Below are 13,159 nucleotides of genomic sequence, written 5' to 3' on the forward strand. Positions count from 1 at the left end.
CCGCGCGCCGAAAAAGTAGCCCGCCAATGACGGATTGTTGCAACGATAGAACAATCGCTCATGAAAAAAGCGGCGGGGCCAGATTGACCTCGCCGCTTCTTCCCGTTACCCGACTGAACGATCAGGCCGCCAGCCAGCGCTCGCGCAGGGCCCGCGATGCCGGGCGCTTGTCGATGACGCTGAGCTTGTAGCGGGCGATATCGGGCGTATCGAGCGTCAGGCGCACGACGCGCAGTTCGTCGCGGCGGAACGCGTGGATCTCCACTTTCGCGCCCGGCTGATAGCGCGAGAGCAGCGTATCAAGATTGCCGCCCGTCACGCGCAGGCCGTCTAGCGCGATCAGCACGTCGCCCGCCGACAAACCCGCCTTCTGCGCCGGGCCACCTTCGTACACCACTGCCAGCGCCGCTTCCGCGCCGCCGCGCAGGCGTGCGCCCAGCGACGGTTTCGCGCCGCGCTCCGGCTCCCCTTCCAGCTTGACGCCGAACGGCTCGAACAAGGTCGCGAGCGGCAGATCGCGCGTGCCGCGCACGGCATCGGCGAACAGTGCGCCCAGTTCCACGCCGGTCGCCTCGGCGATCAATGCTTCGACGTCGTCTTCGCGCACACCCACCGGCTTGCCGCGATAGAAGTCGCGGCCAAAGCGCTGCCACAACAGACGCATCACATCGTCGAGCGACTTGCGGCCGTTCGTTTCCGTACGGATCGCCAGATCGAAGGCGAGCGCCACCAGCGAGCCCTTGGTGTAATAGCTGACGATGGCGTTGGCCGCGTTCTCGTCCTGACGGTAGTACTTCACCCACGCGTCGAATGAGCTTTCCGCGACGCTCTGCTTCAGACGCCCCGCGCCGCGCAGCACGCCGCCAATCGTCTTGCCGACAAGACCGAAGTAGTCATCGACGGAAATCAGGCCGCTGCGCACCAGCATCAGATCGTCGTAATAGGACGTGAAGCCTTCGAACAGCCACAGCAGCGAGGTGTAGTCCTCGGTCGTCAGGTCGTACGGCACGAACGCCGCAGGCTTGATGCGCTTGACGTTCCAGGTGTGGAAATACTCGTGGCTGCACAGACCCAGGTAAGTGCGGTAGCCGTCCGTCGTCTCGGGCTTGCCCTTCACGGGCAGATCGGTGCGGTTGCAGATCAGCGCGGTGGAGGCGCGGTGTTCCAGGCCGCCGTAACCGTCGCTCACGGCCTGCGTCATGAACACATAACGCTCCATCGGTGCGCGCTTCGTGCGCGGCTCGAACAGCGCGATCTGCGCCTCGCAGATCTTCTGCAGATCCTTCGCGAGACGTTCGGTATCGAGCGCCACCACGCGGCCCGCGATCACGACGTCGTGCGGCACGCCGTGCGCCTTGAAGCTCGCGAGCGTGAAGTCGCCGAGCGTCACCGGATGATCGATGAGTTCGTCGTAATCGGCCGCCGCGTAGTCGCCAAAACCATAGCGTTTGGTGCCGCGCGCCTCCGGCAGCGCGGTGGCCACGCGCCAGTGGCGGAATGCGTGGCCGTCCGGGCGCTGGATATCGACGATGTGCTGCGCGTCCTCATGGCCGAGCGCCGCGAGGAACACGCTGGTGCCGTTGAAGAAGCCGCCCGTGTCGTCCAGATGCGCGGCGCGCACCGACATATCCCACGCGTAGACCTCGTAGCGCAGCGTGAGCGCGCCCTTCACCGGCGCGGCCTGCCACGAATGCTTGTCGGTCTTGGTCACGCGCACCTTGCGGCCCGCTTCGTTGGTGGCGCGCAGCGTGACGATGTTGCGCGCGAATTCGCGCACCATATAGCTGCCTGGAATCCACACCGGCAGCATGAAGCGCTGGCCGTCCGGCGCGGGATCGTCGAGCGTGAGCGTCACCTCGAACAGATGCGCGGCGGGGTTCTTCGGGACGATGGTGTATCGGATCGGCTTCATCGGCGGAATTCGGTGGCGGTTCGGTAGGCTTCGGTAAGCGGTATGTCCGTCGCTCGCGGGGCGTGGCACGCGTGGCGCGCGCTGGGCAAGCGTAGGGCGACAAAAAGTCGGGACAAAAAAATGCTGCGGATAAAAAGGCACCGGCCGCGAAAGCGGCCGGCGGATTCGGGCGAGGCGTCAGTGCGCGGTGCTCAACTCGCTTTCGAGCCGGTCGGCGCTGACCGCACCCGGCAGTCGGCGGCCATCGGCCAGAATCACGGTGGGCGTGCCGGTCACGTTCATCTTTGCGCCCAGCTTCAGATTGCTGTCGATCGCGGCGGTGTTGCAGGTGCCTGCAGCGGTAGGCTTCTTGCGATCCACCATCCACGACTCCCACGCCTGCGCGCGGTCCGTCGAGCACCAGATCGACTTGGCCTTGGCGGTCGAGTCGTCGGAGAGCACCGGATACAGGAAGGTGTAGACGGTCACGTTGTCGATCGACTTGAGCGTGGATTCGAGCTGATGGCAGTACGGGCAGTTCGGATCGGAGAACACTGCGATGGTGCGCTTGCCGTTGCCCTTGACCACCTTCACCGCGTTTTCGAACGGCAGCTTGGCGAAGTCGATCTTGTTGAGTTCGGCCAGACGCGCTTCGGTCAGATTGCGGTGCGCTTTCGTATCGACGAGGTCGCCCGTGAGCACGTAATCGCCGTTCACATCGCTATAAATGATCTGCGTGCCGAGGTTCACCTCGTAAAGCCCGGCGACGGGTGCCTTCTGGATGCCCTTGATATCGCCGGCATCGACGCCCAGACGCTGCTGCAGCGCAGCCTTGATCTTGTCGGTGGTCTGGTCGGCCTGCGCCGAACAGCCGAGCACCGAGGCGGCCGCCGCGACGACCAGCGCGGCAATGCGGATACGCTTTTGCATGGAATGCTTTCCTGATTCGGGAGCGCGGCGCACAAGGGGCGACGCGATCCAGGTGAAATTGGGGCGCGGATCAAGGCGACTTAAGAGGCAACTGAAGAGGCAACTGAAGAGCTGACTCATGCCGCCACTGAACACGATGCCCACACAACCTGATTCGCCATTCTAAGCCGCTTGGGGCTTGCCGCAACGCAAATGCCCGGCTCGCGGGCAGGGCTGATCCGGCGCGTGGCTCAGCCGAGCGCAGCCGCGACCAGCAAGCGCTTGACGAGCGGCTGCGCACCGACGAGGGCCATGCCCGTGTTGCGCACCGCGCGTGCGATCGTGCCCGGCACGGAGAACAGCCGTTGCAGACCGTCGGTGGCGAGCACGAGCTTTTGAATGTCCTCGCGACGGCCACGTTCGTAGCGGCGCAGCAGAACCGTATCGCCGAGATCGCGGAACGCTTCCTTGTTCACGATCACGTCGACGAGCGCGGCCACATCGCGCAGGCCCAGATTGACGCCCTGCCCGGCCAGCGGGTGAATCAGGTGCGCGGCGTCGCCCACCAGCGCAACGCGCGGCGCGATCAGCTTGTCGACGGTTTGCAGCGAGAGCGGGAAACCACGCGCGGGCGTCACGCATTCGAGCGCGCCGTGCAGGTTCTGCGTGGCGCGTTCGACTTCGGCGGCGAGCTGTTCGGGTTCGAGCTTGAGGAGCGCTTCGGCGTGTTCGGTCTGCGCGGACCAGACGAGCGAAACATGCTGATCGGGCAACGGCAGCAGCGCGATGATCTCGCCGTCCCTGAACCACTGGTAAGCGCATTCGCCGTGCGGCCGGGCCGCGCGGAAATTGGCCACCACGCCGGTCTGGCGATAATCGCGGCGATCGACCTTCGAGCCGATCTGCGCACGCACCCACGAATGCGCGCCGTCCGCGCCCACGGCCAGATCGGCCTCGATCGTGCGGCCATTGGCAAGGCCGATCACGGCGGCGTCCGGCTTGATGTCGAGCGTCTGCGCGCGCGAATCGATCCAGCTGAGATTGGGCTGGAAATGCAGCGCCGCATCGAGCGCGCGCTCGACCAGCGACGATTCCGCGATCCACGCGAGATGAGAAACCGAAGCCTGATACGCCGAAAAGTGCAGTTCCGCCGCGGCATCGCCGAATACGCGCATGTCGTAGACGGGCGTGAGGCGCGCGGCGTCGACGGCCTGCCAGACCCGAAGACGCTCGAACAGCGCCTGGGAGCTGCGCGAAAAAGCGTAGACGCGCGCGTCGAACACGGCGCCGTGCGGCAGCGGCGCGCAAGGTTGCGCGAGCAGCGCCACGCGCAGGCCGTTCTGGGTCAGCGCCAGCGCCGCCGACTTGCCGACGAGGCCGCCGCCGATCACGGCGACATCAAAGGTCTGGTTGCTTGCAGTCATCCGCGCATTATAGCCGTGGGGCCTTGTCTGACAGGGCCGGATGGGCAGGCCGCATGGCCTGCGCTTGCGTTACTGCAAGCGGGCGCGGTGGCTTGCCGCAGCGGATTCGGCGGCGAAGAAAGATCGCGCCCTTTTCCGTCCTTGCGCCTCGCGCCACGGCCATCGCCAAAGCCGCCTGCGGACGAGGTTACAATTACGGTTTTCGTGACTTCGCGTCACGCCCCTGACGTGCAATTTCGTGCCCTCCGGCCGCCCGCCCGGCGCATCGCGCCAGCCGGTCCGGCCCCGCAGCTCACGCCTGAACCCGGCGAGCCGCACGTCGCCACCCTGACATGCAGAGAATTTCATGAGCCTCAAATGCGGCATCGTCGGCTTGCCCAACGTCGGCAAGTCCACCCTCTTCAACGCACTGACCAAGGCCGGCATCGCGGCTGAGAACTATCCGTTCTGCACGATTGAGCCGAACGTCGGCGTCGTGGAAGTGCCGGATCCGCGTCTGAAGGCGCTCTCCGAAATCGTCAAGCCCGAGCGCGTCGTGCCGGCCGTGGTCGAATTCGTCGATATCGCCGGTCTGGTCGCGGGCGCGAGCAAGGGCGAAGGTCTGGGCAACCAGTTCCTCGCCAACATCCGCGAAACCGATGCGATCACTCACGTCGTGCGCTGCTTCGAAGACGATAACGTGATTCACGTCGCCGGCAAGGTCGATCCGCTCGCCGACATCGAAGTCATCAACACCGAACTGGCGCTGGCCGACCTCAGCACGGTCGAGAAGTCGCTCACGCGCTATTCGAAGGCCGCGAAGTCGGGTAACGACAAGGAAGCCGCGAAGCTCGTCGCCGTGCTGGAAAAAGTGCGCGCGCAGCTCGACCAGGCCAAGCCGGTGCGCGCGCTCGACCTGAACGAAGACGAACAGGCCCTGCTCAAGCCGTTCTGCCTGATCACGGCGAAGAAGACCATGTACGTCGCCAACGTGAAGGACGACGGCTTCGAGAACAACCCGTACCTGGACGCCGTGCGCAAGCACGCCGAAGCCGAAGGTGCGCCGGTCGTTGCCGTGTGCGCCGCCATCGAAGCGGAAATCGCCGACCTCGACGACGAAGACAAGGCCGCGTTCCTCGCCGACATGGGCATGGAAGAACCTGGCCTCGACCGCGTGATCCGCGCGGGCTTCCGCCTGCTCGGTCTGCAAACGTACTTCACGGCTGGCGTGAAGGAAGTGCGCGCGTGGACGATCCACGTGGGCGATACGGCTCCGCAAGCCGCCGGCGCGATCCACACGGACTTCGAGCGCGGCTTCATCCGCGCGCAGACCATCGCGTTCGACGACTACATCCAGTACAAGGGCGAAACCGGCGCGAAGGAAGCGGGCAAGATGCGCGCCGAAGGCAAGGAATATGTCGTGCACGACGGCGACGTGATGAACTTCCTGTTCAACGTTTAAGACGCCACGCCGTCTCGGACGCAGGATGAAAGCCCGCTTTCGAGCGGGCTTTTTTTCGCCTGGCGCACCTGAAACCAACAAGCTGAGAGACAACCATCATGACGATGATGACGTTGCGGCTGGCCGCGCGTGCCGCGACCGCCGCGCTTGCGCTGTGCCTGGCTGCGCCCGCGTTCGCGTACCAGCCGCCTTCTGGCACCTACGCCGCACCCGACGAATCCGATCTCGACAATCACCACGGCTACGTGAACCGCGACGGCCAGGGCGTCCATTCGCCCGCGCATTCGCGCTCGGGCCGCGTGCCCGAAGGCGCGAGCGCGCAATGCCGCGACGGCACCTACAGCTTCAGCCGGCATCACAGCGGCACCTGCTCGCGGCACGGCGGCGTCGCGCAGTGGCTGTGACCTGAATCGCAAGCGCCGCGACCGCAGCTCGACCGCAGCTTTGACCGTCGCTTTGACCGAATGCCCCGGCGCCGTCCCCCCGCCGCCCGCGCCCCGTACAATAGCGGTTTGCGGATCCCGCGCGCTCGCGCGTCATCGCGCGGACTGAAACTGGCCTGAGCGCGGCTCGGGTACATCCCCGGGCGCATGCCGGGCTTCGGTTTCCGCCCCCTTTTTCCCGTTTTTCAGACTCCAAAGACACTCTCATGGCCCAATACGTCTTCACCATGAACCGGGTCGGCAAGATCGTGCCGCCCAAGCGCCAGATCCTGAAGGACATTTCGCTGTCGTTCTTCCCGGGCGCGAAGATCGGTCTGCTCGGCCTGAACGGTTCGGGCAAGTCCACGCTCATCAAGATCATGGCTGGCGTCGACAAGGACATCGAAGGCGAAGCCACGCCGATGCCCAACCTGAACATCGGCTATCTGCCGCAGGAACCGCAGCTCGACCCCGAAAAGACCGTGCGCGAAGCGGTCGAAGAAGGTCTGGGCGACGTGTTCAACGCGCAGAAGAAGCTTGACGAGATCTACGCCGCCTACGCCGAACCGGACGCCGACTTCGACGCGCTCGCCGCTGAACAGGCCAAGTACGAGGCGATTCTCGCCACCACCGACGGCAGCGCCGAACAGCAGATCGAAATCGCCGCCGACGCTTTGCGCCTGCCGGCATGGGACGCGAAGATCGGCAATCTGTCGGGCGGTGAAAAGCGCCGCGTCGCGCTGTGCAAGCTGCTGCTCGAAAAGCCCGACATGCTGCTGCTCGACGAGCCGACCAACCACCTTGACGCCGAATCGGTCGAGTGGCTCGAACAGTTCCTCACGCGCTTCCCGGGCACCGTGGTCGCCGTGACCCACGATCGCTACTTCCTGGACAACGCCGCCGAGTGGATTCTCGAACTCGACCGCGGCCACGGCATTCCCTGGAAGGGCAATTACTCCAGCTGGCTCGACCAGAAGGAAGAGCGCCTGAAGCAGGAAGAAGCAACGGAATCGGCACGCCAGAAGGCGATCAAGAAGGAACTGGAGTGGGTCCGCCAGAACCCGAAGGGCCGTCAGGCAAAGTCGAAGGCGCGTATCGCGCGCTTCGAGGAACTGTCCAGCTCCGATTACCAGAAGCGCAACGAAACGCAGGAAATCTTCATTCCCGCGGGCGAGCGTCTGGGCAACGAAGTCATCGAGTTCAAGAACGTCAGCAAGTCGTACGGCGATCGCCTCCTGATCGACAATCTGAGCTTCAAGATTCCGGCGGGCGCGATCGTCGGCATCATCGGACCGAACGGCGCGGGCAAGTCGACGCTGTTCCGCATGCTCACGGGCAAGGAACAGCCGGATTCGGGCGAAATCGTGCAAGGCCCGACGGTCAAGCTCGCGTATGTCGATCAAAGCCGCGACGCGCTGGCCGCCAACAAGACCGTGTTCGAGGAAATCTCGGGCGGTGCGGACGTGCTCACGGTGGGCAAGTACGAAACGCCGTCGCGCGCCTACATCGGCCGCTTCAACTTCAAGGGCGGCGACCAGCAGAAGATCGTCGGCAATCTGTCGGGTGGCGAGCGCGGCCGTCTGCATCTGGCCAAGACGCTGATTTCGGGCGGCAACGTCCTGCTGCTGGACGAACCGTCGAACGACCTCGACGTCGAAACGCTGCGTGCGCTCGAAGACGCGCTGCTCGAATTCGCGGGTTCGGTGATGGTGATCTCGCACGATCGCTGGTTCCTCGACCGTATCGCCACGCACATCCTGGCGTTCGAAGGCGACTCGCAAGTGACGTTCTTCGACGGCAACTATCAGGAATACGAGGCCGACAAGATCAAGCGTCTGGGCGAAGAAGCCGCGCGTCCGAAGCGTCTGCGCTACAAGCCGATTAGCCGTTGAGCCTTATTGCGCCGATCGTTCTGAGCGTGTGAAACGGCAGCCTGCGGGCTGCCGTTTTTTTTCGCGTTGCCGCGCACAGTGCGCCCTGACGCGCGCGGCACGGCGGTTGCTAAAAAGCGGCTACGCTTGTCGCGATTGCGTCGCGTTCTGCGACTTCCCGCTGAAACGGGCCGGCGCGCTTCCTCCAGGTCGAGGTACTCCGCATGTCGACGCCGCATCGCCAACGCACGGTTCCCCGCATCGTTCTGATCGTTGCAAGCGTGATCGCGGCGCTGATTGCGCTCGCGTTCGGCGGGCTGTATGCACTTCAGCGCGAGGCGAGGGCGCATGTGGAAGCGGCGCTCGCGCCCATCGGCACGGCGTCGCGCATCGACGTGGCCTTCTGGCTCACCTCGGTCGAACTCACGGATGTGCGCCTGAAACCGCCGCCCAACTGGCCCACCGCCGACATGCTGCGCGCCCGGCGCATCACCATCACGCCCGATCTGCGCGCGCTGCTTTCGCATCATGTGCACGTGCGCGCCATCCACGTCAGCGACTTCACGATGACGGTGCTGCGTCGGCAGAACGGTTCCGTCGAGATCCTGCCGAACCTGCGCCGCGAGATGGAAGCGGCCGACGCTGGGAGTACCGCTTCCGCCGCTTCAGCGCCCTCCGCCCACACCGATCTGCCGACCGACAAGCTGATCGACCACATCGTCTTCGACAACGGCAGCTTCGAGTTCTATGACCGTTCCGTGAGCAACCCTCCCTGGCGCGTCACGGTCAGCGACGCCAACGCGCAGGTCGATAACATCCATCTGCCCGCACTCGACGAACCCACGCACGTTGCCGTGACGGGCGCGCTCAAAGGCCCGGCGCACACCGGCCACGTGAGTTTTGACGGCATCATCCGCATCGCGAGCAGGGATTCGCAGACGCACACGACGCTGCGCGGCGTGGACCTCACCATGCTCGATCCGTATCTGCTGAAAAAGGCCGGCGCGCAGGCCAAGGTCACGGGCGGCACGCTCGATCTCGACCTCGCCGCGACGGTGCGCGGCTACCGTCTGCACGCGCCGGGCACGGTCACGCTCCATCAGCTGCAACTGGCCGAAAGCAGCGATCCGCTCGACTCGTTCCTGTCGATCCCGACGCGCGCGGCCATCGCCGCACTCAAGTCGCGCAAGGGCGACATCACGTTGCATTTCACGCTCGACGGGGATTTGCACGATCCGAAGTTCAAGCTCAACGAGAACCTGATGACCGAATTGCGCGCGGGTTTCGCGCAGGCGCTCGGGGTGAGCGCGCAAGGCGTGGCGCAGGGCGCCGGGCAAACCGCAAAGGGGATCGCCGACGCGCTGCGCAACCTGTTCGGGGCGTCGCCACCGCCAGGCGCGCCCGCGAAGCAATCAACGAAGCGTTAAACCGGCAGGCCCAATTCGCGCAGCTTCGCGTCGGTCGTGGCGTTGCTGGTGTGATGCACGCCGTGCCAGCCGAGCGCCGTGGCGGCTTCGGCGTTGCGCGGGTTGTCGTCGATAAAGACGAGTTCGCCGGGCTGCACGCCCGGAAGCTGCGCCTCGATGCGGCGGAACATCTCGTGGTAGATCGCCGCGTCGGGCTTGACCAGCTTCACGCGCCCCGACACGACCACATCGCGGCAACGGCGCAGGATGCCGAAGCGCTCCCACGCCCACGGCATCGTCTCCGCCGACCAGTTCGTCAGACCGAAGATTGGCACGTTGGCCGCCTCCAGCCGCTCGAACGTGGCCACGCCGCCTTCGAGCAGCCCGCCGATCATCTCGTGCCAGCGCTCGTAGAACGCGCGGATCAGCGCTTCGTGTTCCGGAAAGCGCGCGACCCGTTCTTCGGTGCCGACGGCAATCGGCTCGCCGCCGTCCTGGCGGATCACCCAATCCATCCCGCAGACGTTCGTGAGAAACCAGCGGCGTTCGTCGTCGTCGGGAATCAGCTTGCGATAGAGATACTCGGGACTCCAGTCCACCAGCACCCCGCCGAAATCGAACACCACTGCCTTGATCGCCATGCGCCTGCGCTCCGTTGCAAGGGTTTAGATAGGCTGCGTGCGCTTGTCGAGCCACGCCAGCGCCTCGCCGCTCACGTGCGGCGAGACACGTTCGCGAACCGTCTGATGGTACGCATTGAGCCACGCGCGCTCGTCCTCACGCAACAGCGCCAGATCAATACAACGCGTATCGATCGGGCACAGCGTCAGCGTTTCGAATTTCAGGAATTCACCGAATTCGGTCTGGCCCGCGCTCTGGTTCAGCAGGAGGTTTTCGATACGCACGCCCCACTTGCCCGGACGATAGATGCCCGGCTCGTTCGAGGTGATCATGCCCTCCTCCATCGCGGTCCACGGCTCGGCGGGCGCGTAGTGCGAGATGACCTGCGGGCCTTCGTGCACGTTGAGGAAGTAGCCCACGCCGTGGCCGGTGCCGTGGCCGTAATCGGCGCCCGCTTCCCAGATCGGCGCGCGTGCGATGGCGTCGAGCATCGGCGAACGGATGCCGCGCGGGAACTGGGCGCGCGACAGCGCCATCATGCCCTTGAGCACCAGTGTGAAATCGCGCTTCTGCTCGGCGCTCGGCGTGCCGACGGGGACGACGCGCGTGATGTCGGTGGTGCCGTCGAGATACTGACCGCCCGAATCGATCAGCAGCAGGCCATCGCCTTCGATCACGCTATGCGACTCGGGGGTCGCGCGGTAATGCGGCATCGCGCCGTTGGCATTGAAGCCCGCGATCGTGCCGAACGACAACGACACGTAGCCCGGACGACGCGCGCGCGCCGCCGTGAGTTTTTCGTCGATGGTGAGTTCGGTGATGGTTTCGCGGCCCAGCGCGGCTTCGAACCAGGCGAAGAATTCGGCAAGCGCCGCGCCGTCCTGCTCCATGGTCGCGCGCACGTGCTGCGCTTCCACGGCGGTCTTGCGCGACTTGAGCGTGGTGCTCGGGTTGAGCGATTCGACCAGCTTCACCGCTGCAGGCACCGCCTGCAGCATGCCGAAGGTCACGCGGCGCGGATCGACCAGCAGCGCAGAGCCCGCGGGCAGCGCGCCCAGCGCGCCGGCGGCCTGCGCATACGGCACGACGCGCACGTTGTCGCGCGCGAGCGATTGCGCGAGTTCGGTGCTCACCTTGCCATCGGCGACGAACAGTGTGGCTTCGTCCGGTCCCACCAGCGCGTGCGCGACGAACACCGGGTTGTAGTTCACGTCGGCGCCGCGCAGGTTGAAGAGCCACGCGAGATCGTCGAGCGTCGAGATGAAGTGATACTGCGCGCCCAACTCGGCCATCGCGGCGCGCACCTGCGCGAGCTTGCCGGGACGTTGCGCGTCGGCGTGCGGCGCGACGTGTTCGTAGACCGGCTCGACCGGCAGCGAGGGGCGGCCGCTCCAGACCGCATCGAGCAGATCGAGATCGGTGCGCAGCGTCACGTCGCGCGCGTCGAGCGCATCGGCCAGTGCGCGCGCCGAGGCCACGCCCAGCACCGCGCCGTCCACCGCGACCGTGCCGCCCGCCGGCACGTTCTGCGCAAGCCAGCTGATGTGCGGCGCGCTCTGCTGGCCGGCTGTCATCTTCATCAGTTCGATGCCGGTGCCCGCGAGCTGGTTTTCGGCCTGCACCCAATAGCGGCTGTCGACCCACACGCCCGCGAAATCCTTCGTCACCACCAGCGTGCCGACCGAGCCGGTAAAGCCGGACAGCCACTCGCGCCCCTGCCAGCGGCGCGGCAGGTATTCGGAGAGATGCGGGTCGGCGGACGGCACGAGGGCGGCGTCCACGCCCGCGGCGGTCATCGCGGCGCGCAGCGCGGCAATGCGCTCGGGAGTGGTGGACGTTTCGGGGAGTCGGGCGTTCATGTTTTCACCTGCGAGAGTAGTGGAGCGCGGGTTATGTGTAGGTGGGGCGCGCAAAGCGCGCTTAAAACAGCGCGAAGGTCGGTCAGCGGCGCGCGCGCAGCGCCAGCAAGACGGCGACGAAGACAAACGCCACAGCCGTGCAGACCGGCCATTCGAGGAGTTCGCCGTCGTAGAAAAGACCGGTGGCGCGGCCCGCCGCTTTCGCGAGCGCCGCGCCGGCAAGCGCCGCGACAATGGAGAGCATAAGCGCGCGACCAGCCGGGCCTGCGGCGCGGCGCATGGGATGCAACAGCCATCCCGCAAAGCCGATGGCGAACCCGAGCACGACGATGCCTGGCCAGCCCATCAGCGCCGTGTCCTAAGGAATTTCAGACGAGTCCTATAGGACTGCGGGGGGACGGCGAATAGCATTCTTATGTCTCATTCACAACGGTATTTTTACTGAAAATCGGTCGGCTCGACGCTTCCCGCGTAGCGGTTGAGTGTAGGGGGCGGGATGACGCAAGGCAAGCGTACCCGGCCCGCCCCGGCTGCACTCCCCTATGCGAATCGCTCTTGTCGAACCTGACGCGCGCCAGGCTGAAATCATCGAACGCCTGCTCATTGCAGGCGGCCACGCCTGCCGCCATTTCCCTCATGGCGCCCCGCTCGTCGAAGCCCTGGAAGATGACGCCTTCGATCTGCTGATGGCCGCGTACTGGTGCGGCGACCTCGGCGGCGACGAACTCATCCCGCGCGTGCGCCGCCTGCTGCCGGGCCTGCCGGCCATCGTGCTGATGGCCTCGCCGCACGAAAGCGAAATCGTCGCCAGCCTGCAGGCCGGCGCGGACGACTGCATCGCCAAACCCGTGCGCGGCCCCGAAATGCTCGCCCGCATCGACGCCTTGCTGCGCCGCGCCGGTGTACGTCGCCCGCGCAACCGCGCGCACTACGGCTTCGGCGATTATCAATTCGATTCGGCGCGTTACGCGGTCACTTTCAGGGGCCACAGCGTCACGCTGACACCCAAGGAATTCCGTTTCGCCCTGCTGCTTTTCACCAATGCATCGCGCCCCGTTTCACGCGCGCGCATTCTGGAAACCGTATGGAATCTGAACCGCGACGTTCGGTCGCGCACGCTTGATACGCACGCCTCGCGGCTACGCAGCAAATTGCAGCTTGGACCCGAGCACGGCTGGCGCTTAACCACGCTATACGGCTTCGGATATCAACTCGAACGGCTACCGATTAATACTGGGGAGGACGCTGACATTGCCGACGCCAATGTCAGAAGCGCGGAAAAGTTATAATATCCGCCTAAATCTTCGCCCCATGG

General features: G+C 65.5%; 11 protein-coding genes. 5 read left to right on the forward strand and 6 right to left on the reverse strand.

Annotated elements, in window-relative coordinates; genetic code table 11:
- Window positions 1-121: 121 nt before the first annotated feature.
- From F4827_RS25640 to F4827_RS25650, 3 genes are all read right to left on the reverse strand, one after another.
- Complete coding sequence (locus tag F4827_RS25640; RefSeq protein WP_183728644.1) at window positions 122-1,912, reverse strand: M61 family metallopeptidase; 1,791 nt, start codon at window positions 1,910-1,912, stop codon at window positions 122-124.
- 177 nt (window positions 1,913-2,089) lie between these two features.
- Window positions 2,090-2,821: a DsbC family protein gene (locus F4827_RS25645; protein WP_183728647.1), complete on the reverse strand. Its 732-nt coding sequence runs from the start codon at window positions 2,819-2,821 to the stop codon at window positions 2,090-2,092.
- Window positions 2,822-3,051: 230 nt separating this feature from the next.
- On the reverse strand, window positions 3,052-4,224 hold the full coding sequence (locus F4827_RS25650; protein WP_183728650.1) for a UbiH/UbiF family hydroxylase: 1,173 nt from the start codon (window positions 4,222-4,224) through the stop codon (window positions 3,052-3,054).
- Window positions 4,225-4,570: 346 nt separating this feature from the next.
- Here F4827_RS25650 and ychF point away from each other — a divergent pair, with 346 nt between their 5' ends.
- The 4 genes from ychF to F4827_RS25670 all read left to right on the forward strand — a co-directional run bounded on the left by ychF (window position 4,571) and on the right by F4827_RS25670 (window position 9,385).
- Window positions 4,571-5,665, forward strand: a complete 1,095-nt coding sequence (gene ychF, locus F4827_RS25655; protein ID WP_183728653.1) for a redox-regulated ATPase YchF — start codon at window positions 4,571-4,573, stop codon at window positions 5,663-5,665.
- 104 nt (window positions 5,666-5,769) lie between these two features.
- Window positions 5,770-6,069, forward strand: a complete 300-nt coding sequence (locus F4827_RS25660) for a DUF3761 domain-containing protein (RefSeq protein WP_409258858.1) — start codon at window positions 5,770-5,772, stop codon at window positions 6,067-6,069.
- 245 nt (window positions 6,070-6,314) lie between these two features.
- Window positions 6,315-7,979, forward strand: coding sequence for an energy-dependent translational throttle protein EttA (ettA, locus tag F4827_RS25665; protein WP_183728659.1), 1,665 nt, complete (start codon window positions 6,315-6,317; stop codon window positions 7,977-7,979).
- 203 nt (window positions 7,980-8,182) lie between these two features.
- A complete protein-coding gene (locus tag F4827_RS25670; RefSeq protein ID WP_183728662.1) occupies window positions 8,183-9,385 on the forward strand; it encodes a DUF748 domain-containing protein in 1,203 nt (400 codons plus the stop codon).
- On the opposite strand, the gene F4827_RS25675 is transcribed toward F4827_RS25670, so the two are convergent.
- The 3 genes from F4827_RS25675 to F4827_RS25685 all read right to left on the reverse strand — a co-directional run bounded on the left by F4827_RS25675 (window position 9,382) and on the right by F4827_RS25685 (window position 12,190).
- Window positions 9,382-10,005, reverse strand: a complete 624-nt coding sequence (locus tag F4827_RS25675; protein ID WP_183728665.1) for an HAD family hydrolase — start codon at window positions 10,003-10,005, stop codon at window positions 9,382-9,384. The genes F4827_RS25670 and F4827_RS25675 overlap by 4 nt on opposite strands.
- Window positions 10,006-10,029: 24 nt before the next feature.
- Window positions 10,030-11,844: an aminopeptidase P family protein gene (locus tag F4827_RS25680; protein ID WP_183728670.1), complete on the reverse strand. Its 1,815-nt coding sequence runs from the start codon at window positions 11,842-11,844 to the stop codon at window positions 10,030-10,032.
- An 82-nt stretch (window positions 11,845-11,926) separates the two neighbouring features.
- Window positions 11,927-12,190 carry a hypothetical protein gene (locus F4827_RS25685; protein WP_183728673.1) on the reverse strand — a complete coding sequence of 88 codons (264 nt, stop codon included), beginning with the start codon at window positions 12,188-12,190 and terminating at the stop codon, window positions 11,927-11,929.
- A gap of 196 nt (window positions 12,191-12,386) precedes the next feature.
- Between F4827_RS25685 and F4827_RS25690 the strand changes: the two genes are divergently transcribed.
- On the forward strand, window positions 12,387-13,133 hold the full coding sequence (locus F4827_RS25690) for a response regulator transcription factor (protein ID WP_183728676.1): 747 nt from the start codon (window positions 12,387-12,389) through the stop codon (window positions 13,131-13,133).
- The last annotated feature ends 26 nt before the right edge of the window (window positions 13,134-13,159 follow it).

Origin of the sequence: Paraburkholderia bannensis (assembly GCF_014200455.1) — a bacterium.
GTDB classification, from domain to species: Bacteria; Pseudomonadota; Gammaproteobacteria; order Burkholderiales; family Burkholderiaceae; genus Paraburkholderia; species Paraburkholderia bannensis_A.